Source organism: Acidovorax sp. 59, from assembly GCF_002754175.1.
GTDB lineage: Bacteria > Pseudomonadota > Gammaproteobacteria > Burkholderiales > Burkholderiaceae_C > Acidovorax > Acidovorax delafieldii.
This window is the reverse complement of sequence record NZ_PEET01000001.1, coordinates 4947501-4971746: the sequence shown is the minus strand read 5'-3', so window position 1 is coordinate 4971746 and position 24246 is coordinate 4947501. Positions and strand designations below refer to the sequence as shown.

Genomic DNA, 24246 nt, shown 5'->3' with positions numbered 1-24246 from the left:
CGCGTGCAACCCCAGCCCATCCTGCTCTATCGGCGCCGCTGGACCCTGGTGTTTCAGGTGCCTTTTGTGATGCTGATGGCGGTATGCCTGGCCTTCTCGCTCTATGGGGCTTTGGCATCGAACGACCGGCTGCTCACGGCCCTCTGCCTGTGCGCCGCATTCGTCTCCTTCTGTGTGGGCGGAACCCTGGGCCGGTCCGCCCTGGAGGCCTACCGGGAGCAAGACCCGGCGGTGGTCATTGACGCCACCGGCATCACCGATCTGCGCCAGGACGACCCGCACACCGTGCCCTGGGAAGCCATGGAACGTGTGCACCTGGACGGCTACGAAGGCGTGATCCTGGTCAAGTTGCGCCCCGGCCACAGAGACTCCGCACTGGGTGTGATCGTCAAGGCACTCAAACGCTGGCAGCAACGGGGGGATGTGGTGTTTGCCCTGGGTGGCCTGGCGCACGACCCCCGGCAGATCCACACGGCACTGAAAGCCTTTCATGCAGCCGCGGCCACCAGGGCCCGCGCAGGGTTGTGATGACGGGTCCGCGTTGTCGCACGCCATGTTCTATGGTGCAATGCCCCCGGGACCCCCCATAACGCATTCACACCAGGAGATTCCATGAAAAAGCTTCTTTCCTTGACTGCACTCGGACTGGCCCTGTCCGTGGGCTTTGGTGCCCACGCCGCCGAAGACGCCAAGGCCCCCACCAAGCAGCAATCGAAGATGGCGACCTGCAACAAGGACGCCGGAGAGATGAAAGGCGACGAGCGCAAGGCGTTCATGAAGACTTGCCTGAGCAACAAGCCCGCCACCCAGCAGGACAAGATGAAAACCTGCAATGCCGATGCCAAGGCCAAGACCCTCAAGGGCGACGAGCGCAAGGCCTTCATGAGCGATTGCCTGAAGAAGTGAAGTAAGTTCATACCCGGTGCAGCGCCACCGGCTCAGACAAAGAAAAGCCCGCCGGCATCAAGCCGGGCGGGCTTTTTTTATTGGGGGGTATTTGCGCTTACCAGCCGCGCGCCCAGAACACCGCAATCACAGCCACCACGGGCAGCACATGCGACTGGATCATCACTAGGCGGCGGACCCGCGCGACTTCTGCGGCGGGCGGCAGCGCACCGGTGCTGCGCAGGTTCTGGCGCCAGCGGCGGAACGCGGCCGAGGGCACAAACGACAGCAGGACCATGGCCAGCACCAGGGTGATCTTGATGTGAAAAAGGGGCTGCGACAGGTACCAAGAAGCGCCCTTCACGCCCCAGATCAACCGGGCCACGCCGCTCCCAATCATGACCGCACCGGCCACACCGTAGATCACATCCAGCCGGGCCAGGCGCTCGACCACGGCGGCGTTGAGCCACTCGATACGGCACAGCGCCGCCTGGCTGGACAGAAAAACCACAAAGGTCAGGATGGCCAGAAGGTGAAAGGCAGCCAGGAAGGCTTCGAGGGTCATGGTGCGGATTCCTTGTAGCGCCCGAGGCCACTGCGCCGCGCCAAGCGCTCACAGTGCCGTCCGGCAGGGCCACCATTGTGCGCGATGGCGTGGGCTCAACGCGCTCAAAGAAAAACGGCGCGGGCCCGAAAGCCCGCGCCGCTGGGAGCGCAGATTCAGCAAGTGCCAACCATCAAGCCACAGTGCGCGCCACCGTGGCCACAGGCACATCCGCCGGCACCACGGGCGCCGATGCCGCAGACACCGCGAGCGGCAGCGGATGGCCATTCATCGCCGCGTCCAGGCGTTCCTGGTCCAGCGCGTTTTCCCAGCGGGAGACAACCACCGTGGCCACGGCGTTACCGATGAAGTTGGTCAGCGATCGGCATTCGCTCATGAAGCGGTCCACGCCCAGAATCAGCGCCATGCCGGCCACGGGCACTTCGGGCACCACGGCCAGCGTGGCGGCCAGGGTGATGAAGCCCGCGCCCGTCACACCCGCTGCGCCCTTGGAAGACAGCATCGCCACCAGCAACAGCGCCACCTGGTGGCCCAGCGTCAGCTCGGTGTTGGTGGCCTGGGCGATGAACAGCGCGGCCAGCGTCATGTAGATGTTGGTGCCGTCCAGGTTGAACGAGTAGCCCGTGGGCACCACGAGGCCCACCACCGACTTGCTGCAACCGGCCTTTTCCATCTTTTCCATCAGCGACGGCAGGGCCGATTCAGACGAAGACGTGCCCAGCACCAGCATCAGCTCGGCCTTGAGGTAGCGGATCAGCTTGAACACCGAGAAGCCACACAGGCGCGCCACAAAGCCCAGGATCACCACCACAAACAGCAGCGAGGTGATGTAGAACGAACCCACCAGCCAGGCCAGATTGACCAGTGAGCCCAGGCCAAACTTGCCAATGGTGAACGCCATGGCACCAAACGCACCCAGGGGCGCGGCCTTCATCACGATGCCCACCACCTTGAACACAGGCGTCGTCAGCGCGTCCAGAAAGTTCAGCACCGGACGGCCTGCCTCACCCACCATGGCCAGGCCAATGCCAAACAGCACGGCCACCAGCAGCACCTGCAGGATGTTGTCGCCCACGAACGGGCTCACCAGCGTCTTGGGGATGATGTCCATCGCAAAGCCCGTGAGCGTCATCTCGTGCGACTTGGCCACGTAGCCCTTCACAGCCGTCTGGTCCAGGTCGGCCACATTGATGTTCATGCCCGCGCCGGGCTGCACCACGTTGGCCACCACCAGGCCCACCACCAGGGCCAGCGTGGAGAAGAACAGGAAGTACGCCATGGCCTTGCCGAACACGCGGCCCACGGTGGAGAGCTGCGACATGCCCGCGATGCCGGTCACGATGGTCAGGAAGATCACCGGAGCGATGATCATCTTGACCAGCTTGATGAACGCGTCACCCAGCGGCTTGAGCGCCTCGCCGTAGGACGGCTCGAAATGGCCCAGCAGAACGCCCAGGACGATGGCGAACACCACCTGGAAGTACAGTTGCCGATAAAAAGGCAGCTTCAAGGTCGAGGCTGCGGGAGCGGAATGGTTGTGCATGGAACGGGTCTCCTGGGGTCACGGGTCTGCACCACCGGGGTGCCTCCGGCGCGCGTCAAGGGTGCCGTTTGTACCGCTGCACTTTGTTTCAGCCGATAACCTATTGGTATTAGTCGAGAGCGGCTCCATAGGAGAACGCGTGCCCCAAATCAGGGTAACTACTTAGTCCCCAGCCTGGTGCAGCACACTCCCACCCGCACCCAATTGGCCTTGGTGCCGCACAACCACCCCGCTGGATTCCCATGCCCACGCCCCGCCTTCGCCAGTTCTGGACGCTGCTCATCCTGCTAGCAGGCACGGTGGCCAGCATGTTCGCCGCCGGTCAGTGGGCCTGGCACCGGTCCTTGCTGGACGAAAGCGAGAGCGTGCAGCGCCAGCTGGCCCTGTACGGGCAGACGCTGGCCCAGCGCATCGACCGCTACCGCACCCTGCCCGAGGTGCTGGCCCTGGACGCGCAGTTGCAGGACGCCCTGCGCCGCACCCTGAGCACCGACGAGGTAGCGCAGCTCAACCGCAAGCTGGAGCAGGCCAACGGCGCCAGCCAGTCCTCCACCCTCACCCTGCTCGACCGCGACGGCCTGGCCGTGGCCGCCAGCAACTGGCGCACGGCCACCAGCAACGTGGGCGTGGACTACAGCTTTCGCCCCTATGTGCAGCAGGCGCTGGCCCAGGGGCGCGGCAGCTTCTACGGCATTGGCGTGACCACGGGCGAGCCGGGCTACTTCCTATCGCAGGCCATCCGTGACGACAGCGGCCACATCCTGGGGCTGGTGGCCATCAAGATTGCGCTGCAGGAGCTGGAGCGCGAATGGCTGCAGACACCCGACATCGTGCTGGCGTCGGACGCGCATGGCGTGGTCTTTCTCGCCAGCCAGGACGCCTGGCGCTACCGCCTGCTGGAACCGCTTGACGACGAGGAGCGCCGCGAGCTGAACGCCACCCGCCAATACTCCGACCAGCCCCTGCGCCCGCTCGACGTCCGCGTGGACGACCGCCTGGACAACGGCGGGCGGCTGGTGCGTGTGCAACCGTCCGCCGACATGCCCGCCCCGCCCGGCCGCATGCTGTGGCTGACCCAGCCCCTGCCCGGCACGCCCTGGCAACTGCACCTGGTGCACACCACCCACAGCAGCATTGCCGACAGCCGCTGGGCGGCCGCAGCCGGGGGCGGCGGCTGGCTGGCCCTGTCGCTGCTGGTGCTGTTTGTGCGCCAGCGCCAGCGCCTGGCCCGCCTGCGCCAGCGCAGCCGCCAGGAGTTGGAGACCGTGCTGCAACAGCACGCGCAGGAGTTGCGCACCGCGCAGGACGGCATCGTGCAGGCGGCGCAGCAGGCTGACATGGGCCTCTCCCGCAGTCTGGAACACCTGCCCCAGGGGGTGGTCATCATCGACGCCGACCTGAAGCTGGTGGCGTGGAACTCGCGCTATGTGCAGCTGTTCCGCTACCCCGCCGACCTGATGCAGGTGGGCCGCCCCATTGAAGACCTGATGCGCCACAACGCGCGCCGGGGCCTGCTGGGCCCGGGCCCGGTGGAAGAAGCCATCGAACGCCGCCTGGCCCACCTGCGCAGTGGCACCCCCCATCTGCACGAAAGCGCCAAGGACGACGGCACGGTGCTGGAGATCCGGGGCAACCCGCTGCCCGAGGGCGGTTTTGTGACCAGCTACGCCGATATCACCAGCTACAAGAACGCCGCACGCGAGCTGCGATCGCTGGCCGACGCGCTGGAGCAGCGCGTGGCCGACCGCACCCGCGACCTGGACGCCGCGCGGCGCGAGGCCGAGCAGGCCAACCGCTCCAAAACCCGCTTTGTGGCCGCCGCCGTGCACGACCTGCTGCAGCCCCTGAACGCCGCGCGCATGTTCACCTCGCTGCTGCGCAGCCATCTGCCAGGCGACGCCGAACGGCACGCCGTGGACAGCATCGACGGCGCCCTGGCCGCGCAGGACGCCATCCTCAACAGCCTGCTCGACATCTCGCGCATGGAATCGGGCCAGTTCGATGTGCACATCCACGACGTGGCCCTGGGGCCACTGCTACAGGTGCTGGGCCACAACTTTGGCGTGCTGGCCGAAAGCCAGGGCCTGCAACTGCGCTGCGTGCCCACACGCGCCGTGGTGCGCACCGACGACAACCTGCTGCGCCGCATCTTGCAGAACTTTGTCTCCAACGCCATCCGCTACAGCCGGCGAGGGCGCATCGTGGTGGGCTGCCGCAGGGTGGGCAACCACCTGCGCATCGAGGTGCACGACCAGGGCCCCGGCATCCCCGAGGCATTGCAGCGCGAGATCTTTGAAGAATTCCGCCGCCTGGACGAAGGCCGCGCCGACGACCGGGGCGCAGGCCTGGGCCTGGCCATCGTCGAACGCCTGGGCCGCCTGCTGGGGCACGAGATTGGCCTGCGCTCGCAACTGGGGCGCGGCAGCGTGTTCTGGGTGTGCGTGCCGCTGGGCAACCCCGCCGCCGCGCAGCAGGCTGCGCCCCCCGCCACCACGCAGCAACCCGCCGACGACGCCCCCCTGCAGGGCAGCAGCGCCTGGGTCATTGATGACGACGGCCCTACCTGCGCCGCTACGCAGGCCCTGCTGCAGCGCTGGGGGTGCACGGTGCCGCTGGCCGCTGGCGCGCCCGAGGCCCTGGCCGCCGCCCAGCCCGGCCAGGCACCGCAGCTGGTGCTACTGGACGTGCACCTGGGCGCCGGCCTCCACGGCCCCGAAGTGTTCGCGCAGCTGTGCCAGCGCTGGGGCCAGACGCCTGCCGTGATCCTGGTCACCGCCGAGCGCGATGCCACCCTGCGCCGCCAGGCCGCCGAACGCGGCTGGGGCTTTCTGGCCAAGCCGGTGCGGGCGCCCGCGCTGCGGGCGCTGGTGAGCCAGACGCTGCTGAGACAGGGAGCATCCCCCTGAGCCGCTGCGCGGCGGGGCGGCCCTTGCACGGCGCCTCGCGCAGGGTGCTGCGCCCGGTTGGAGAGGCCGCGCTCGTCGCTACGCTTTTAGTAGCATCCAGGGCTCGTTGAATAAGCGACAACGGCCGTTTTGATGCAGATCTCCACCTCAGGAAGACACGCCGTCTTCCGTCTCCAGGCTTTTGACCAGCACCGCCGCCTGCGTGCGGCTGTAGCACGCGAGCTTTTTCAGGATGGCGGTGACATGCACCTTCACCGTGTTCTCGGCCAGGCCCAGCGCGCTCGCAATCTGCTTGTTGAGCAAACCATCGGCCAGGCAGAGCAGCACGCGGAACTGCTGGGGCGTGAGCTGCGCCAGGCGCGCGGCCAGTTCGGCGTCGGCCTCGGAGCGCTCGGCCGCCATGGGCGGGAACCAGCTGCCGCCGTCCAGCACGGCCTGGATGGCGTCGCCCATGGCGTCGGCGGGCGCGGACTTGGGGATGAAGCCTGCCGCGCCAAACTGCTGGGCGCGGCGGATGACGCGGGGGTGGTCGTTGGACGAGATGATGACCACGGGCAGCTCGGGGTATTCGCCGCGCACATGCAGCAGGGCAGAGAAGCCGCGCGTGCCGGGCATGCTCAGGTCCAGCAGCACCAGCTCGACCTCGGGATGGTCCTGCAGCGCCTGACCCAGCGTGGCGGCGCTGGCCGCCTCCAGCGTACGGAACTGCGGCATCCGCTCGCGCAGCACGTGCAGCACAGCCGCACGGAACAGCGGGTGGTCGTCAGCGACAAGGAGCGTGGGCGCGGTGGACATGGAGTGTTGTGCAGTCTGCCACGGGGGCTATCAACCGCCGGCCTGCGGGCCTTTCCAGAACGCGGGCTGTGCGTACTGGTGCTTGAGGTGTTCGATCCACAGCCGCACCCGCAGCGGCATGTGCTTGCGCTGCGGGAACACCACATAGATGCCGTTGGGCGGTGCGGCAAAATCGTGCAGCACCTCCACTAGGCGCCCGGCGGCGATCTCGGCCTCCACCTCCCAGGTGCTGCGCCAGGCAATGCCGTAGCCCGCCAGGCACCAGTCGTGCAGCACCTGCCCGTCCGAGCAATCGAGCGGGCCGCCGGGCTTGAGGTGGATGACCTCGGTGCCACTGCCCTCGACCGGCATGCGGAACGCCCAGCCCCGTGTTTGCGATGCCTCGCTCGACAGCGTGAGGCAGTCGTGCTGCACCAGCTCGCTGGGGTGGCGCGGCGTGCCGTGGCGCTGCAGGTAGGCTGGTGTGGCCACGCACAGGCGGCGGTTGTCGGCAATGCGCACGCTCACCAGCGACGAGTCGGGCAGGTCGCCCACGCGCACGGCGCAGTCATAGCCCTCGCCCGCCAGGTCCACCACGCGGTCGCTGAGGTTGAGCGAGATGGTCACGTCCGGGTGGGCGCTGCGAAAACGTGGTACCAGCGGCGCCACATGGCGGCGGCCAAAGCCGGCCGGTGCGGTGATGCGCAAATGGCCCGTGGCCTTGACGCCCCCTTCGGACACGCTGGCCTCGGCATTGGCCACGTCGGACAACAGGCGCTGGCAGTCTTCCAAAAACGCACTGCCCTCATGCGTGAGGCTGATGCGGCGCGTGGTGCGCACCAAGAGCTTCACGCCCAGGTGTTCTTCCAGCGCATCGAGCCGCCGCCCCATGATGGCCGGCGCCACGCCCTCGGCCTTGGCCGCAGCGGTGAGGCTGCCGCGTGTTGCCACCGACACAAACGATTCGAAGGCCTTGAGTTTGTCCATGGGCGCTGATTATGGGGATAAAGCGGAGAAGGGCCTGGTGACAGACTTGGGCACGGCCTGTGATCGGTTTTGAAGCCAAACAGGCCGCATGCGCTAGTGGAATATGCCTGAGCAGCTACATAAATGATAGTGAACCAGCATCACCCCCACTTCACACCAGGCGCGACTTGAGGAACCCCACGGTGCCATAGCGCTTGACCTCGGTGTAGAGGTCGCGCGTGAGGCCCTGCACCATGGCGGTGTAGGCGTCGGCCAGGTCGGGGGCGATGGTGAAGTGGTCGTAGTTCACGATCACGCCCACGCGCTCGCCCTGTGCGGCGAGCGGGGCGAGCAGGCGGCGCACCTCCTGCTCGATGGCGTCGATGGTGCTGGCGGTGTTGATCTGCAGCCCCGAGAAGTCGATGTGCAGCAGCTGGCGCGCGGCGTCCAGCTCAAAGCGTTGCACCAGCGGGCGGTTGAGCAGCTGCTCGCGCAGGCCCAGCGGGCCGGGCTCGCACAGGCGCAGGTCCATGGTCTGCAGGCCGGGGCTGATGCGAGGCGTGAATGCCATGTGGGCCAGCACGTCGCGGTGCAGGTCGATGCCGGGCGCCAACTCGATCAGCTCCAGCGCACCGCCGCCATCCGCCTCGCCCGATGGCACCAGGCGGAACACGCAGCGCTCGGTCACATACAACACGCGCTGGCCACGCCGCAGGGCTTCGGCGCCGCTGAAGGTGCGGTGCTCGACTTCGCGCACCAGCTTGCGCGCGCCGCCTTCGTGCAGGATGTGCAGGTGGCCGTCCACGGCCTCCACCTGCAGCGCGCCCGCCGTGAAGGTGCCGACAAACACCACGGTCTTGGCGTTCTGGCTGATGTTGATGAAGCCGCCCGCACCCGCCAGGCGCGGGCCGAACTTGCTCACGTTGAGGTTGCCGTGCTGGTCGGCCTGCGCCAGGCCCAGGATCGCGATGTCCAGGCCCCCGCCGTCGTAGAAGTCGAACTGGTTGGGCTGGTCGATGATGGCCTGCGGGTTCACGGCCGCGCCGAAGTTCAGGCCGCCCGCCGGAATACCGCCGATCACGCCGGGCTCGGCCGTGAGCGTGACGAGGTCGATGATGCGCTCTTCAGCCGCTACGTTGGCCACCCCCTCGGGCATGCCTATCCCCAGGTTCACCACCTGGTGCGGGCGCAGCTCCAGCGCCGCGCGGCGGGCGATGATCTTGCGCTCGGTCAGGGGCATGGCCTCCAGCGTGTCCATGGGCACGCGCAACTCGCCCGCAAACGCGGCGCTGTAGGGCTCGGCAAAGGTCTGGTGGTGGTGCGCGGGCTCGGTGGCCAGCACCACGGCGTCCACCAGCACGCCGGGCACCTTCACCTGCCGGGGGTTGAGCGTGCCGCGCTCGGCGATGCGCTCGACCTGGGCGATGACCACGCCGCCCGAGTTGCGCGCGGCCATGGCAATCGCCAGCGCTTCGAGCGTGAGCGCCTCGCGCTCCATGGTGAGGTTGCCGTCGGCGTCGGCCGTGGTCGCGCGGATGATGCCCACGTGGATCGGAAAGGCCTTGTAGAACAGGTAGTCCTGCCCGTCGATGGGCAGGATGCGCACCAGGTCTTCGGTGGTGCGCGCATTGAGCTTGCCGCCGCCGTGGCGCGGGTCCACAAAGGTGTCCAGGCCCACGCGCGTGAGCGTGCCGGGCTTGCCTGCAGCGATGTCGCGGAACAGGTGCGTGATCACGCCCTGGGGCAGGTTCCAGGCCTCGATCTGGTTGTCCACCGCCAGCTTCTGGATGCGCGGCACCAGGCTCCAGTGCCCGCCGATCACGCGCTTGAGCAGGCCGGCGTGGCCCAGGTGGTTGAGGCCCCGCTGCTTGCCGTCGCCCTGGCCTGCGGCGTAGACCAGCGTGAGGTCGCGCGGGGTTTGGGTCGTTTCCCAGCGCTGGGCCAGCGCCACGGCAATGCTCTCGGCAAAGCCGATGCCCACAAAGCCGCCCGTGGCCACGGTGTCGCCGTCGTGGATGAGCTGCACGGCATCGGCGGCGCTCACGATCTTGTTCTTGTGGGCCGCGTTGAGCGCGCTGGCGTCCAGGGGTGCCTGCATGGGTTTGTCTCCCGGTGGGTTTGTTGTGCGCGCAGCGTAGTGGGTAACGGGCGAAAGCACCATTCAGGGTGACTACGGACTGTCACCAGTTTTGCGTAAAAGTCACTGGTTTAGAGATTTTCAGCGTATTTATGTGGGCAAACATTTGCAATACAGTCTGTCCATGGCCTGCTGTTGCGGGCACCGTTTTTCATTGATCTCCGTTTTCACCACTCTTCTTGAGGCACCCCATGACCGAACGCACCCAAGTCCACGGCCTGCAAGTGGCCACTTCCCTGTACCGCTTTGTCGAAGACAAGGTGCTGCCCGGCACGGGGGTGGACGCCGCCGCCTTCTGGAAAGGGTTTGACGCCATCGTGTCCGACCTGGCCCCACGCAACATCGCCCTGCTGGCCGAGCGCGACCGCCTGCAAACCGAGCTGGACACCTGGCACAAGGCCAACCCCGGCCCCATCCAGAACATGGTGGCCTACCGCGGCTTTCTCGAAAAGATCGGCTACCTGGTGCCCCAGCCTGCCGACGTGAAGGCCACCACCACCAACGTGGACGACGAGCTGGCCACGCAGGCCGGCCCGCAGCTGGTGGTGCCCATCCTGAACGCACGTTATGCACTCAACGCCGCCAACGCGCGCTGGGGCAGCCTGTATGACGCGTTGTATGGCACGGACGCCATCAGCGAAGAAGGCGGCGCCGAAAAGGGCAAGGGCTACAACCCCGTGCGCGGCGCCAAGGTGATCGCCTTTGCGCGCCAGGTGCTGGACGACACCGCGCCTTTGGCCTCGGGCTCGCACAAGGATTCGACGGGCTACAAAGTGGAAGGCGGCCAGCTGGTGGTGTCACTCTCCAACGGCAGCACCACAGGCCTGAAGGACGCGTCGCAGTTCAAGGGCTACCAGGGCAATGCCGCTGCGCCGTCGTCGGTGCTGCTGCAGCACAACGGCCTGCACCTCGATATCCAGATCGACCGCAGCACGCCCATCGGCCAGTCCGATGCCGCAGGCGTGAGCGATCTGGTGCTGGAAGCGGCCCTGTCCACCATCCTGGACCTGGAAGACTCCGTGGCCGCCGTGGACGCCGAAGACAAGGTGCTGGGCTACAGCAACTGGCTGGGCATCATCCAGGCCACGCTGACCGAGCAGGTCGCCAAGGGCGGCAAGACCTTCACGCGCGGGCTGAACCCTGACCGTGTTTACACGGCCCCCCAAGGCGGCGAAGTGCGCCTGCATGGCCGCTCGCTGATGTTCCTGCGCAATGTGGGCCACCTGATGACCAACCCGGCCATCCTGTGGACCGACGCGCAGGGCACACAGCGCGAGATCCCCGAAGGCATCATGGACGCGGTAGTGACCACGGCCATCGCGCTGCACGATCTGCAAGGGCACGGCGCCAACGGCATCCGCAACTCCCGCAAGGGCAGCGTCTACATCGTCAAGCCCAAGATGCACGGCCCGGCCGAAGTCGGCTTTGCCGCTGAACTCTTCGGCCGCGTCGAGAAGCTGCTGGGCCTTCCCGACAGCACCGTGAAGCTGGGCATCATGGACGAGGAGCGCCGCACGTCCGTCAACCTCAAGGCCTGTATTGCCGCTGCATCAAGCCGCGTGGCGTTCATCAACACCGGCTTTCTGGACCGCACCGGCGACGAAATGCACACCGCCATGCACGCTGGTCCTATGGTGCGCAAGGGCGACATGAAGACCAGCGCCTGGATCCAGTCGTACGAGAAGAACAACGTGCTGGTGGGCCTCTCCTGTGGCCTGCGCGGCAAGGCGCAGATCGGCAAGGGCATGTGGGCCATGCCCGACCTGATGGCCGAGATGCTCAAGCAGAAGATCGCCCACCCCAAGGCCGGTGCCAACACTGCCTGGGTGCCCAGCCCCACGGGCGCCACACTGCACGCGCTGCACTACCACCAGGTGAAGGTGAGCGACATCCAGATCGAGCTGGAAAAAACCGATGTGAACGCCGAACGCGACAACCTGCTGACCGGCCTGCTGACCGTGCCCGTGGCCGCCGCCCCGAACTGGAGCGACGCCGAGAAGCAGCAGGAGCTGGACAACAACGCCCAGGGCATTCTGGGCTACGTGGTGCGCTGGGTGGACCAGGGCGTGGGCTGCTCCAAGGTGCCCGACATCCACAACGTGGGCCTGATGGAAGACCGCGCCACGCTGCGCATCAGCAGCCAGCACATGGCCAACTGGTTGCACCATGGCGTGGTGACCGAAGCCCAGGTGCGCGAGACCTTCGAGCGCATGGCCGCCGTGGTGGACCAGCAAAACGCGGGTGACCCGCTGTACCAGCCCATGGCCGGACACTTTGCCACCAGCATGGCCTACAAGGCAGCGTGTGACCTGGTCTTCAAGGGCATGGAGCAGCCCAGCGGCTACACCGAGCCACTGCTGCACGCCTGGCGCCTGAAGCTGAAGGCAGCACAAGCGGCCTGATTCCCAACTGCAGGCAGTGCCGTATTCATGGCGTTGCCTGCTCCACTTTTGATAGCTGCTAGCACAATAAATATGTGCGCTAGCAGCTATTTTTGTTTCAGGCAGTACTCCGGCTCACCCTGTTCAGTTGCGTGAGAGGCGGCGACCGCGTTTGGGGCAAGCTGCGCCGTACACTGGCACCGACGCCCACGCGTTCACTCCTATGCCTGCAGCACCACCTACCCGCCCCGTTCCGTCTGCCTGCCCGCTGTGCGGGCAGCCCAATCAGTGCGCTATCGCGGCGGGTCTCCCAGCAGAAAGCTGCTGGTGCATGACGCAGACCATCGACCCTGCGGCCTTTGCCGCTTTGCCGCAGGAGGCACGCGGCAAGGTCTGTATCTGCGCGGCTTGCGGCGCGCCGGCGCCAGGCGCACAGCAACCTTCCGCCGCAGGCCACCCGCCTTCGCCGATATGATTTGGGCTTTTCGCTGTCTTCACAGCGCGCAAAGGAACAAGACATGCCTACGTACCACATCGAAATGATGGAAGGCCGCACGGTCGAGCAAAAGAAGAAGCTGGTGGAAGAGATCACCCGCGTATCCGTCGAGATCCTGGGCGGCTCGCCCGAGTCGGTGGACATCCTGATTACGGACGTGAAGCGCGAAAACTGGGCCACGGGCGGCAAGCTCTGGCTGGAGCGCACATCCTGAGTGGTGCAGCCTCCCTCCGTCACTGACCCCGTGGCATCGCCTCTCTGCTGGATCGCTTCATGAGCACCGCTTCGGGGTCTCTGGCCGTATTGCGCGAGCGTTATGGCGAGCGCTACCGGTGGCTGTTGTTGCTGTCCGTGATGGTCGGCACCATGGCCTCCATCATGTCCTCCACCATCGTCAACGTGGCGATACCGGACATGAGCCACTACTTTGCACTGGGCCAGGAACGCGCCCAGTGGGTCACCTCCGGGTTCATGGTGGCCACCACCGTGTCCATGCTCACCACCCCCTGGCTGTTGTCGCGGTACGGCTACCGCGCGACTTATGTGGGCGCGATGTTGCTGCTGCTCGTTGGCGGCGTGGGGGGCGGCCTGGCGCGCGACTTTGGCCTGGTGCTGGCAGCACGCGTCGCCGAGGGGCTGGCGGCCGGTGTCGTGCAACCCATCCCGGCCGTCATCATCCTGTATGCCTTCCAGCCCCACGAGCAGGGGCGCGCCAGCGGCATCTTTGGCATGGGTGTTGTGCTGGCGCCGGCCATCGGTCCGAGCATGGGCGGTTTGCTGGTGGATTGGTTTGGCTGGCGCTCCATTTTTTTCATGGTGGTGCCACTCTGCCTGGCCTCCATCTGGCTGGCGTACAAGTTTGTACCGGTCACCGCCCCTGGAGGGGTTGAGGCCAATCGGCAAGGCCAGGCACTGGACTGGCGAGGCCTTCTGCTGGGCACGGTGGGAACGCTGTGCCTGCTGAACGGCCTGGTGTCGCTGCATGGCGGCTCTCACGTCGAGGCGGTGGGCTTGCTGATGGGTGCTGTGGTGGCCGTCGCCTGTTTCATTGCCTGGCAGCGCAGGCTGCTGCGCACCGGGCGCAAGCCGCTCATGGACCTGCGCCTCTTCCAATACCGGCAGTTCGCCATGGGCAGTGTGGTGGCATTCATCTACGGCACCGCCTTGTTCGGCTCTACCTATCTGTTGCCGGTGTTCATGCAACTGGGGCTGGAGCTGTCGGCATCGCACGTGGGCACCCTCATGCTGCCGGCAGGGTTCGTTCTGGCCGCCACCATCGCCATGGTGGGCCGATTGGCGGACCGGCAGCCCACCCATTTATTGGTCAGCACTGGCCTCGGTTTGCTGGCCCTGTCGTTCGGGCTGATGGTGTTTGTGGGCCTTGGCTCGTCGCTGTGGATGCTGGTCGCTTTTGCGATCCTGGGGCGCATCGGACTCGGCTTCATTCTGCCCTCGCTGAATCTGGGCTCCATGCGTCCGCTGGACAAGTCGCTCATTTCTCAGGGCTCCAGCGCCATTGGCTTCTTGCGCATGCTGGGCGGCGCAGCCGGGGTCAGCCTGTGCGGCATCGTGCTCGAATGGCGACTCGGCGCACATGGTGCCTCGTTGACGGCCGGAGCAAGCAACCCGGCGCGCATCGCAGCATTCGGTGAAACCTTTTTGATGCTGACTTTTCTGTGCGGGCTGGCGCTGGTGGCCGCCTGGCAGCTGCGCGAGGCGCGGCCAGATTGACAGCAGGCATACCTTGTCCTGATGCTTGAAGGCGGATGCGCGCATTGAGCACCTAAGCCTTTCAAGAAATCAAAGAAACGGAACCTTCGCCATGTGCCAACTCCTCGGCATGAATTGCAATGTGCCCACCGATGTGACCTTCAGCTTTACGGGCTTTGCGCAACGCGGCGGGAAGACCGACCACCATACCGACGGCTGGGGCATCGCGTTTTTTGAGGACAAGGGGCTTCGGCACTTCGTGGACCATCTGGCGGCTGTGGATTCACCAGTGGCCGAACTCATTCGCCGTTACCCCATCAAGAGCCGGAACGTCATCGCCCATATCCGCAAGGCCACCCAAGGCATGGTGAGCCTGCAGAACTGCCATCCGTTCGTGCGTGAGCTGTGGGGCCGCTACTGGGTCTTTGCCCACAACGGAGATTTGAAAGACTTCCGCCCTCGCCTGCATTCGCATTTCCGCCCCGTGGGCGATACCGACAGCGAGCATGCGTTTTGCTGGATCATGCAAGAGTTGGCCAAATCGCACGCCAGCGTGCCTTCTGTTCCAGAGCTGACGCTAACGCTCAAGGAACTCGCTGCCCGCATAGCTCCTCACGGCACATTCAATTTCCTTCTTTCCAATGGACAGGCGTTGTGGGCACACGCCTCTACCCATCTGCACTACATAGAGCGCCGCCATCCCTTCGGCGCTGCGCAGCTGAGCGACGAAGACCTCCAGCTGGATTTTTCGAAGGAGACTGGCGTGAACGATCAGGTGGCAGTGATCGTGACCAGCCCCCTCACGACCAACGAAACGTGGGCGGCGTTCGGCAAAGGTGAACTGCTGGTGTTCGAACAAGGCCGACGGCTGCCTATCTGACGCATACGATATATCGCCGGTGAGAGAGGCTGTGAATATGGGGACGCTCGGAATGGATGCACTTTGGTTCTCGCGAGGTTCTATCGATCAGCGCATGCCGTATCGATTGAAGCGAGTGGGTCCATTCCGACAGTTAGATCTGGAGCTGTGCGGACTGCGTAGATGAGGGGCTTCCTGCGCTTGGCGGTCCGGTAAGTCCGATGCAAACCCAGCGAACTGCGGTACCACAAGCGTTAACCAGCCTACAGCCCCTGGCGCATTTCGATGCCGTCTAAAAGCAAAAAACCCCAGTCATATCTGACTGGGGTTTTCTGGGCTGTAAGAGCCTGACGATGACCTACTTTCACACGGGAACCCGCACTATCATCGGCGCAAAGTCGTTTCACTGTCCTGTTCGGGATGGGAAGGAGTGGGACCAACTTGCTATGGTCATCAGGCATAACTTGGTGCTGGGCAGTTTTTGTGAACTGCCTGGCAAATTCATAGAGTCTGGAATCAGATTTTTGTTTTGACTGCGTCTAACTTGGCATAACAGACTTTGAGCTTCACGCTGTGAGCGTGTTGGCTATCAAAGTTATAGGGTCAAGCCGCACGAGCAATTAGTATCAGTTAGCTTAACGCATTACTGCGCTTCCACACCTGACCTATCAACGTCCTGGTCTTGAACGACTCTTTAGGGGGCTCAAGGCCCCGGCAGATCTCATCTTGAAACGAGTTTCCCGCTTAGATGCTTTCAGCGGTTATCTCTTCCACACTTAGCTACTCGGCAATGCCACTGGCGTGACAACCGATACACCAGAGGTGTGTCCACTCCGGTCCTCTCGTACTAGGAGCAGGCTTCCTCAAATCTGCAGCGCCCACGGAAGATAGGGACCAAACTGTCTCACGACGTTTTAAACCCAGCTCACGTACCTCTTTAAATGGCGAACAGCCATACCCTTGGGACCGGCTACAGCCCCAGGATGAGATGAGCCGACATCGAGGTGCCAAACACCGCCGTCGATATGAACTCTTGGGCGGTATCAGCCTGTTATCCCCAGAGTACCTTTTATCCGTTGAGCGATGGCCCTTCCATACAGAACCACCGGATCACTATGTCCTGCTTTCGCATCTGCTCGACTTGTCAGTCTCGCAGTTAAGCACGCTTATGCCATTGCACTATCGTCACGATGTCCGACCGTAACTAGCGTACCTTCGAACTCCTCCGTTACGCTTTGGGAGGAGACCGCCCCAGTCAAACTGCCTACCATGCACTGTCCCCGATCCAGATAATGGACCTAGGTTAGAACCTCAAACACACCAGGGTGGTATTTCAACGTTGGCTCCATGAGAACTAGCGTCCTCACTTCAAAGCCTCCCACCTATCCTACACAGATCTGTTCAAAGTCCAATACAAAGCTACAGTAAAGGTTCATGGGGTCTTTCCGTCTTTCCGCGGGGAGATTGCATCATCACAAACATTTCAACTTCGCTGAGTCTCAGGAGGAGACAGTGTGGCCATCGTTACGCCATTCGTGCAGGTCGGAACTTACCCGACAAGGAATTTCGCTACCTTAGGACCGTTATAGTTACGGCCGCCGTTTACTGGGACTTCAATCAAGAGCTTGCACCCCATCATTTAATCTTCCAGCACCGGGCAGGCGTCACACCCTATACGTCCACTTTCGTGTTTGCAGAGTGCTGTGTTTTTATTAAACAGTCGCAGCCACCGATTTTTTGCAACCCCGTTGGGCTCCCTCTGTACGAGTTCACCTACTTGGGGCATACCTTCTCCCGAAGTTACGGTATCAATTTGCCGAGTTCCTTCTCCTGAGTTCTCTCAAGCGCCTTAGAATACTCATCTCGCGCACCAGTGTCGGTTTGCGGTACGGTCGTCAATAGCTGAAGCTTAGTGGCTTTTCCTGGAAGCAGGGTATCACTCACTTCGTCTGCAAGCAGACTCGTTATCACCCCTCATCTAAACCCGGCGGATTTGCCTACCGAGCACGACTACAGGCTTGAACCAACATATCCAACAGTTGGCTGAGCTAACCTTCTCCGTCCCCACATCGCACTATTGATCGGTACAGGAATATTGACCTGTTTCCCATCAGCTACGCATCTCTGCCTCGCCTTAGGGGCCGACTCACTCTACGCCGATGAACGTTGCGTAGAAAACCTTGCGCTTACGGCGAGGGGGCTTTTCACCCCCTTTAACGCTACTCATGTCAGCATTCGCACTTCTGATACCTCCAGCATCCGTTACCAGACACCTTCACAGGCCTACAGAACGCTCTCCTACCACTTGCAATAAATTGCAAATCCGCAGCTTCGGTAACTGGCTTAGCCCCGTTACATCTTCCGCGCAGGACGACTCGATCAGTGAGCTATTACGCTTTCTTTAAATGATGGCTGCTTCTAAGCCAACATCCTGACTGTTTTAGCCTTCCCACTTCGTTTCCCACTTAGCCAATTTTAGGGACCTTAGCTGGCGGTCTGGGTTGTTTCCCTCTTGAGTCCGGACGTTAGCACCCGGTGCTCTGTCTCCCAAGCTGTACTCTGCGGTATTCGGAGTTTGCATAGGTTTGGTAAGTCGCCATGACCCCCTAGCCTAAACAGTGCTCTACCCCCGCAGGTAATACTTGAGGCACTACCTAAATAGTTTTCGGAGAGAACCAGCTATTTCCAAGTTTGTTTAGCCTTTCACCCCTATCCACAGCTCATCCCCTAGTTTTGCAACACTAGTGGGTTCGGACCTCCAGTACCTGTTACGGCACCTTCATCCTGGCCATGGATAGATCACTTGGTTTCGGGTCTACACCCAGCGACTGATTCGCCCTATTCGGACTCGATTTCTCTACGGCTTCCCTATTCGGTTAACCTTGCCACTGAATGTAAGTCGCTGACCCATTATACAAAAGGTACGCAGTCACCCTTGCGGGCTCCTACTTTTTGTAAGCATGCGGTTTCAGGATCTATTTCACTCCCCTCCCGGGGTTCTTTTCGCCTTTCCCTCACGGTACTGGTTCACTATCGGTCGATTACGAGTATTTAGCCTTGGAGGATGGTCCCCCCATATTCAGACAGGATTTCTCGTGTCCCGCCCTACTTTTCTCTAACTTAGTACCACACGTCTGTTTTCGCATACAGGGCTATCACCTGCTATGGCCGGGCTTTCCATCCCGTTTTGCTAACAGTCGTGCTATCACTAGAAGGCTCTTCCGATTTCGCTCGCCACTACTTTCGGAATCTCGGTTGATGTCTTTTCCTCGAGCTACTGAGATGTTTCAGTTCACCCGGTTCGCCTCGCATACCTATGTATTCAGTATGCGATACCTCTTGCGAGGTGGGTTTCCCCATTCAGAAATCTCCGGATCAAAGCTTATTTGCCAGCTCCCCGAAGCTTATCGCAGGCTATCACGTCTTTCGTCGCCTGTAATCGCCAAGGCATCCACCACATGCTCTTAGTCACTTGACCCTATAACTTTGACATCTCTTTCAAGATATCGCCGTCATCTCAAGGACTTGCCAGGTCTTTCACCTGACGCGTTATGCCGTAATGTGAATAATTCCTCGATATCACTATCAAGAAACATTCGTCATTACTGAGTTCAAATTACTTCGCAATCACTTTCGCAATCACGTTTGCTCATTGAACATTCGTTTTGACGCAATCAAAAATTTGTCACCAAGGGCACGGTCTGCACTAAACCTTTACGAATGTGCAGTTTCCCCTGGCAACTCTGATTTCGACTCTATGAATTTTTAAAGAACAGCCGTTTGATCAATCGATATTGATCAACAACAAAGCAGCCTCTTTCAAAGCAGCTTTGGTGTTGAATTTCCGAAGTGTGGTTGGTGGAGGATGACGGGATCGAACCGACGACCCCCTGCTTGCAAAGCAGGTGCTCTCCCAGCTGAGCTAATCCCCCAGTGTCCTCTTACCGTATCTAGCCATCGGAATTTGGTGGGTCTAGTTGGGCTCGAACCAACGACCCCCGCCTTATCAAGACGGTGCTCTAACCAGCTGAGCTACAGACCCATTCCACATTCTTGCGAATCCCTTCGCAGGTCTGCGGCTTGTTCCAACAACCGATAAGTGTGGGCGTTCAATATTGAATGCAGTTTTCCAGAAAGGAGGTGATCCAGCCGCACCTTCCGATACGGCTACCTTGTTACGACTTCACCCCAGTCACGAACCCTGCCGTGGTAATCGCCCTCCTTGCGGTTAGGCTAACTACTTCTGGCAGAACCCGCTCCCATGGTGTGACGGGCGGTGTGTACAAGACCCGGGAACGTATTCACCGCGACATTCTGATCCGCGATTACTAGCGATTCCGACTTCACGCAGTCGAGTTGCAGACTGCGATCCGGACTACGACTGGCTTTATGGGATTGGCTCCCCCTCGCGGGTTGGCAACCCTCTGTACCAGCCATTGTATGACGTGTGTAGCCCCACCTATAAGGGCCATGAGGACTTGACGTCATCCCCACCTTCCTCCGGTTTGTCACCGGCAGTCTCATTAGAGTGCCCAACTGAATGTAGCAACTAATGACAAGGGTTGCGCTCGTTGCGGGACTTAACCCAACATCTCACGACACGAGCTGACGACAGCCATGCAGCACCTGTGTTACGGTTCTCTTTCGAGCACTCCTCTATCTCTAAAGGATTCCGTACATGTCAAAGGTGGGTAAGGTTTTTCGCGTTGCATCGAATTAAACCACATCATCCACCGCTTGTGCGGGTCCCCGTCAATTCCTTTGAGTTTCAACCTTGCGGCCGTACTCCCCAGGCGGTCAACTTCACGCGTTAGCTTCGTTACTGAGTCAGTGAAGACCCAACAACCAGTTGACATCGTTTAGGGCGTGGACTACCAGGGTATCTAATCCTGTTTGCTCCCCACGCTTTCGTGCATGAGCGTCAGTACAGGCCCAGGGGATTGCCTTCGCCATCGGTGTTCCTCCGCATATCTACGCATTTCACTGCTACACGCGGAATTCCATCCCCCTCTGCCGTACTCTAGCTATACAGTCACAAATGCAGTTCCCAGGTTGAGCCCGGGGATTTCACATCTGTCTTATATAACCGCCTGCGCACGCTTTACGCCCAGTAATTCCGATTAACGCTCGCACCCTACGTATTACCGCGGCTGCTGGCACGTAGTTAGCCGGTGCTTATTCTTACGGTACCGTCATGGACCCCAGGTATTAACCAGAGTCTTTTCGTTCCGTACAAAAGCAGTTTACAACCCGAAGGCCTTCATCCTGCACGCGGCATGGCTGGATCAGGCTTGCGCCCATTGTCCAAAATTCCCCACTGCTGCCTCCCGTAGGAGTCTGGGCCGTGTCTCAGTCCCAGTGTGGCTGGTCGTCCTCTCAGACCAGCTACAGATCGTCGGCTTGGTAAGCTTTTATCCCACCAACTACCTAATCTGCCATCGGCCGCTCCGTGAGCGCAAGGCCTTGCGGTCCCCTGCTTTCATCCTGAGATCGTATGCGGTATTAGCAAAGCTTTCGCTTCGTTATCCCCCACTCTCGGGCACGTTCCGATGTATTACTCACCCGTTCGCCACTCGTCAGCATCCGAAGACCTGTTACCGTTCGACTTGCATGTGTAAGGCATGCCGCCAGCGTTCAATCTGAGCCAGGATCAAACTCTACAGTTCGATCTTGATTTTTTCGCTCTTTCGAGCAACTCATAATTAAGAATTGAAGTGAACTTCACTTCTCTCTCATGAGCGTTTGTAGTGCTAAGCACTAGTTCCAAAGAACTTGGCACTCGCCATCAAACGCCCACGCTTATCGGCTGTATATTTTTAAGGATCCCAACAAAACAAATCAGACCAAAATCTTTTTTATTTTGCAAACTTCGCTGCGATCAGCGAAGCCTTGAATTCTAGCACAGTTTTTGAAGAACTGTCAAACTTTTGCTTTCTTTTGGACCATCTGTTTAATGATCCAAAAGAAAACACCCAGTATCAACACTGGGTGTTCCTTGCTGTAAGAGCCTGACGATGACCTACTTTCACACGGGAACCCGCACTATCATCGGCGCAAAGTCGTTTCACTGTCCTGTTCGGGATGGGAAGGAGTGGGACCAACTTGCTATGGTCATCAGGCATAACTTGGTGCTGGGCAGTTTTTGTGAACTGCCTGGCAAATTCATAGAGTCTGGAATCAGATTTTTGTTTTGACTGCGTCTAACTTGGCATAACAGACTTTGAGCTTCACGCTGTGAGCGTGTTGGCTATCAAAGTTATAGGGTCAAGCCGCACGAGCAATTAGTATCAGTTAGCTTAACGCATTACTGCGCTTCCACACCTGACCTATCAACGTCCTGGTCTTGAACGACTCTTTAGGGGGCTCAAGGCCCCGGCAGATCTCATCTTGAAACGAGTTTCCCGCTTAGATGCTTTCAGCGGTTATCTCTTCCACACTTAGCTACTCGGCAATGCCACTGGCGTGACAACCGATACACCAGAGGTGTGTCCACTCCGGTCCTCTCGTACTAGGAGCAGGCTTCCTCAAATCTGCAGCGCCCACGGAAGATAGGGACCAAACTGTCTCACGACGTTTTAAACCCAGCTCACGTACCTCTTTAAATGGCGAACAGCCATACCCTTGGGACCGGCTACAGCCCCAGGATGAGATGAGCCGACATCGAGGTGCCAAACACCGCCGTCGATATGAACTCTTGGGCGGTATCAGCCTGTTATCCCCAGAGTACCTTTTATCCGTTGAGCGATGGCCCTTCCATACAGAACCACCGGATCACTATGTCCTGCTTTCGCATCTGCTCGACTTGTCAGTCTCGCAGTTAAGCACGCTTATGCCATTGCACTATCGTCACGATGTCCGACCGTAACTAGCGTACCTTCGAACTCCTCCGTTACGCTTTGGGAGGAGACCGCCCCAGTCAAACTGCCTACCATGCACTGTCCCCGATCCAGATAATGGACCTAGGTTAGAACCTCAAACACACCAGGGTGGTATTTCAACGTTGGCTCCATGAGAACTAGCGTCCTCACTTCAAAGCCTCCCACCTATCCTACACAGATCTGTTCAAAGTCCAATACAAAGCTACAGTAAAGGTTCATGGGGTCTTTCCGTCTTTCCGCGGGGAGATTGCATCATCACAAACATTTCAACTTCGCTGAGTCTCAGGAGGAGACAGTGTGGCCATCGTTACGCCATTCGTGCAGGTCGGAACTTACCCGACAAGGAATTTCGCTACCTTAGGACCGTTATAGTTACGGCCGCCGTTTACTGGGACTTCAATCAAGAGCTTGCACCCCATCATTTAATCTTCCAGCACCGGGCAGGCGTCACACCCTATACGTCCACTTTCGTGTTTGCAGAGTGCTGTGTTTTTATTAAACAGTCGCAGCCACCGATTTTTTGCAACCCCGTTGGGCTCCCTCTGTACGAGTTCACCTACTTGGGGCATACCTTCTCCCGAAGTTACGGTATCAATTTGCCGAGTTCCTTCTCCTGAGTTCTCTCAAGCGCCTTAGAATACTCATCTCGCGCACCAGTGTCGGTTTGCGGTACGGTCGTCAATAGCTGAAGCTTAGTGGCTTTTCCTGGAAGCAGGGTATCACTCACTTCGTCTGCAAGCAGACTCGTTATCACCCCTCATCTAAACCCGGCGGATTTGCCTACCGAGCACGACTACAGGCTTGAACCAACATATCCAACAGTTGGCTGAGCTAACCTTCTCCGTCCCCACATCGCACTATTGATCGGTACAGGAATATTGACCTGTTTCCCATCAGCTACGCATCTCTGCCTCGCCTTAGGGGCCGACTCACTCTACGCCGATGAACGTTGCGTAGAAAACCTTGCGCTTACGGCGAGGGGGCTTTTCACCCCCTTTAACGCTACTCATGTCAGCATTCGCACTTCTGATACCTCCAGCATCCGTTACCAGACACCTTCACAGGCCTACAGAACGCTCTCCTACCACTTGCAATAAATTGCAAATCCGCAGCTTCGGTAACTGGCTTAGCCCCGTTACATCTTCCGCGCAGGACGACTCGATCAGTGAGCTATTACGCTTTCTTTAAATGATGGCTGCTTCTAAGCCAACATCCTGACTGTTTTAGCCTTCCCACTTCGTTTCCCACTTAGCCAATTTTAGGGACCTTAGCTGGCGGTCTGGGTTGTTTCCCTCTTGAGTCCGGACGTTAGCACCCGGTGCTCTGTCTCCCAAGCTGTACTCTGCGGTATTCGGAGTTTGCATAGGTTTGGTAAGTCGCCATGACCCCCTAGCCTAAACAGTGCTCTACCCCCGCAGGTAATACTTGAGGCACTACCTAAATAGTTTTCGGAGAGAACCAGCTATTTCCAAGTTTGTTTAGCCTTTCACCCCTATCCACAGCTCATCCCCTAGTTTTGCAACACTAGTGGGTTCGGACCTCCAGTACCTGTTACGGCACCTTCATCCTGGCCATGGATAGATCACTTGGTTTCGGGTCTACACCCAGCGACTGATTCGCCCTATTCGGACTCGATTTCTCTACGGCTTCCCTATTCGGTTAACCTTGCCACTGAATGTAAGTCGCTGACCCATTATACAAAAGGTACGCAGTCACCCTTGCGGGCTCCTACTTTTTGTAAGCATGCGGTTTCAGGATCTATTTCACTCCCCTCCCGGGGTTCTTTTCGCCTTTCCCTCACGGTACTGGTTCACTATCGGTCGATTACGAGTATTTAGCCTTGGAGGATGGTCCCCCCATATTCAGACAGGATTTCTCGTGTCCCGCCCTACTTTTCTCTAACTTAGTACCACACGTCTGTTTTCGCATACAGGGCTATCACCTGCTATGGCCGGGCTTTCCATCCCGTTTTGCTAACAGTCGTGCTATCACTAGAAGGCTCTTCCGATTTCGCTCGCCACTACTTTCGGAATCTCGGTTGATGTCTTTTCCTCGAGCTACTGAGATGTTTCAGTTCACCCGGTTCGCCTCGCATACCTATGTATTCAGTATGCGATACCTCTTGCGAGGTGGGTTTCCCCATTCA

The 24246-nt window shown here is 60.4% G+C and carries 13 protein-coding genes, 2 tRNA genes and 5 rRNA genes (1 of these 20 cut by a window edge); 8 read left to right on the top strand and 12 right to left on the bottom strand.

Annotated elements, in window-relative coordinates:
* Positions 1-3 precede the first annotated feature (3 nt).
* The gene (locus tag CLU87_RS22735; protein WP_099732320.1) at positions 4-528 is read left to right on the top strand and encodes a hypothetical protein; all 525 of its coding nucleotides are present in this window, start codon (positions 4-6) and stop codon (positions 526-528) included.
* Positions 529-612: 84 nt separating this feature from the next.
* A complete protein-coding gene (locus CLU87_RS22730; RefSeq protein WP_099731907.1) occupies positions 613-906 on the top strand; it encodes a PsiF family protein in 294 nt (97 codons plus the stop codon).
* 97 nt (positions 907-1003) lie between these two features.
* Here CLU87_RS22730 and CLU87_RS22725 read toward each other — a convergent pair whose 3' ends face one another.
* On the bottom strand, positions 1004-1450 hold the full coding sequence (locus CLU87_RS22725; protein ID WP_056065213.1) for a DUF2214 family protein: 447 nt from the start codon (positions 1448-1450) through the stop codon (positions 1004-1006).
* A 172-nt stretch (positions 1451-1622) separates the two neighbouring features.
* Entirely contained in the window at positions 1623-2993 is a 1371-nt protein-coding gene (locus CLU87_RS22720) for a dicarboxylate/amino acid:cation symporter (protein ID WP_056747783.1), read from the bottom strand.
* A 242-nt stretch (positions 2994-3235) separates the two neighbouring features.
* Here CLU87_RS22720 and CLU87_RS22715 point away from each other — a divergent pair, with 242 nt between their 5' ends.
* Complete coding sequence (locus CLU87_RS22715; RefSeq protein WP_099731906.1) at positions 3236-5899, top strand: PAS-domain containing protein; 2664 nt, start codon at positions 3236-3238, stop codon at positions 5897-5899.
* 147 nt (positions 5900-6046) lie between these two features.
* On the opposite strand, the gene CLU87_RS22710 is transcribed toward CLU87_RS22715, so the two are convergent.
* The 3 genes from CLU87_RS22710 to CLU87_RS22700 form a co-directional block, all read right to left on the bottom strand.
* A complete protein-coding gene (locus CLU87_RS22710; protein ID WP_099731905.1) occupies positions 6047-6694 on the bottom strand; it encodes a response regulator transcription factor in 648 nt (215 codons plus the stop codon).
* Positions 6695-6724: 30 nt separating this feature from the next.
* On the bottom strand, positions 6725-7660 hold the full coding sequence (locus CLU87_RS22705) for a LysR family transcriptional regulator (RefSeq protein WP_099731904.1): 936 nt from the start codon (positions 7658-7660) through the stop codon (positions 6725-6727).
* 151 nt (positions 7661-7811) lie between these two features.
* Positions 7812-9737 carry an acyl CoA:acetate/3-ketoacid CoA transferase gene (locus CLU87_RS22700; RefSeq protein WP_099731903.1) on the bottom strand — a complete coding sequence of 642 codons (1926 nt, stop codon included), beginning with the start codon at positions 9735-9737 and terminating at the stop codon, positions 7812-7814.
* A gap of 230 nt (positions 9738-9967) precedes the next feature.
* Here CLU87_RS22700 and CLU87_RS22695 point away from each other — a divergent pair, with 230 nt between their 5' ends.
* The 5 genes from CLU87_RS22695 to CLU87_RS22675 all read left to right on the top strand — a co-directional run bounded on the left by CLU87_RS22695 (position 9968) and on the right by CLU87_RS22675 (position 15243).
* A complete protein-coding gene (locus tag CLU87_RS22695) occupies positions 9968-12178 on the top strand; it encodes a malate synthase G (RefSeq protein ID WP_099731902.1) in 2211 nt (736 codons plus the stop codon).
* 202 nt (positions 12179-12380) lie between these two features.
* A complete protein-coding gene (locus tag CLU87_RS22690; RefSeq protein WP_099731901.1) occupies positions 12381-12632 on the top strand; it encodes a cysteine-rich CWC family protein in 252 nt (83 codons plus the stop codon).
* 43 nt (positions 12633-12675) lie between these two features.
* Positions 12676-12867: a 4-oxalocrotonate tautomerase gene (locus CLU87_RS22685; protein WP_015016108.1), complete on the top strand. Its 192-nt coding sequence runs from the start codon at positions 12676-12678 to the stop codon at positions 12865-12867.
* Positions 12868-12926: 59 nt separating this feature from the next.
* Positions 12927-14384 carry a DHA2 family efflux MFS transporter permease subunit gene (locus tag CLU87_RS22680; RefSeq protein ID WP_099731900.1) on the top strand — a complete coding sequence of 486 codons (1458 nt, stop codon included), beginning with the start codon at positions 12927-12929 and terminating at the stop codon, positions 14382-14384.
* 91 nt (positions 14385-14475) lie between these two features.
* Entirely contained in the window at positions 14476-15243 is a 768-nt protein-coding gene (locus CLU87_RS22675) for a class II glutamine amidotransferase (protein ID WP_099731899.1), read from the top strand.
* A gap of 324 nt (positions 15244-15567) precedes the next feature.
* On the opposite strand, the gene rrf (CLU87_RS22670) is transcribed toward CLU87_RS22675, so the two are convergent.
* The 7 genes from rrf (CLU87_RS22670) to CLU87_RS22640 all read right to left on the bottom strand — a co-directional run.
* Positions 15568-15680, bottom strand: a 5S ribosomal RNA gene (gene rrf, locus CLU87_RS22670).
* A gap of 141 nt (positions 15681-15821) precedes the next feature.
* Positions 15822-18700: ribosomal RNA gene (locus CLU87_RS22665) — 23S ribosomal RNA — on the bottom strand.
* Between the two features lie 378 nt (positions 18701-19078).
* Positions 19079-19154, bottom strand: a tRNA-Ala gene (locus CLU87_RS22660).
* Positions 19155-19187: 33 nt separating this feature from the next.
* Positions 19188-19264 (bottom strand) — tRNA-Ile (locus CLU87_RS22655).
* Between the two features lie 91 nt (positions 19265-19355).
* Positions 19356-20888, bottom strand: a 16S ribosomal RNA gene (locus tag CLU87_RS22650).
* 340 nt (positions 20889-21228) lie between these two features.
* Positions 21229-21341 (bottom strand): 5S ribosomal RNA (gene rrf / locus CLU87_RS22645).
* A 141-nt stretch (positions 21342-21482) separates the two neighbouring features.
* Positions 21483-24246 (bottom strand): 23S ribosomal RNA (locus CLU87_RS22640) (it continues 115 nt past the right edge of the window).
* The 16S, 23S and 5S rRNA genes sit together here with 2 tRNA genes alongside, the layout of an rRNA operon.

Bases quoted from the DNA above. Each gene is read 5' to 3' on its own strand.
- CLU87_RS22730 (WP_099731907.1), top strand. From the start codon at position 613: ATGAAAAAGCTTCTTTCCTTGACTGCACTCGGACTGGCCCTGTCCGTG.
- CLU87_RS22725 (WP_056065213.1), bottom strand. From the start codon at position 1,450: ATGACCCTCGAAGCCTTCCTGGCTGCCTTTCACCTTCTGGCCATCCTG.
- CLU87_RS22720 (WP_056747783.1), bottom strand. From the start codon at position 2,993: ATGCACAACCATTCCGCTCCCGCAGCCTCGACCTTGAAGCTGCCTTTT.
- CLU87_RS22715 (WP_099731906.1), top strand. From the start codon at position 3,236: ATGCCCACGCCCCGCCTTCGCCAGTTCTGGACGCTGCTCATCCTGCTA.
- CLU87_RS22710 (WP_099731905.1), bottom strand. From the start codon at position 6,694: ATGTCCACCGCGCCCACGCTCCTTGTCGCTGACGACCACCCGCTGTTC.
- CLU87_RS22705 (WP_099731904.1), bottom strand. From the start codon at position 7,660: ATGGACAAACTCAAGGCCTTCGAATCGTTTGTGTCGGTGGCAACACGC.
- CLU87_RS22700 (WP_099731903.1), bottom strand. From the start codon at position 9,737: ATGCAGGCACCCCTGGACGCCAGCGCGCTCAACGCGGCCCACAAGAAC.
- CLU87_RS22695 (WP_099731902.1), top strand. From the start codon at position 9,968: ATGACCGAACGCACCCAAGTCCACGGCCTGCAAGTGGCCACTTCCCTG.
- CLU87_RS22690 (WP_099731901.1), top strand. From the start codon at position 12,381: ATGCCTGCAGCACCACCTACCCGCCCCGTTCCGTCTGCCTGCCCGCTG.
- CLU87_RS22685 (WP_015016108.1), top strand. From the start codon at position 12,676: ATGCCTACGTACCACATCGAAATGATGGAAGGCCGCACGGTCGAGCAA.
- CLU87_RS22680 (WP_099731900.1), top strand. From the start codon at position 12,927: ATGAGCACCGCTTCGGGGTCTCTGGCCGTATTGCGCGAGCGTTATGGC.
- CLU87_RS22675 (WP_099731899.1), top strand. From the start codon at position 14,476: ATGTGCCAACTCCTCGGCATGAATTGCAATGTGCCCACCGATGTGACC.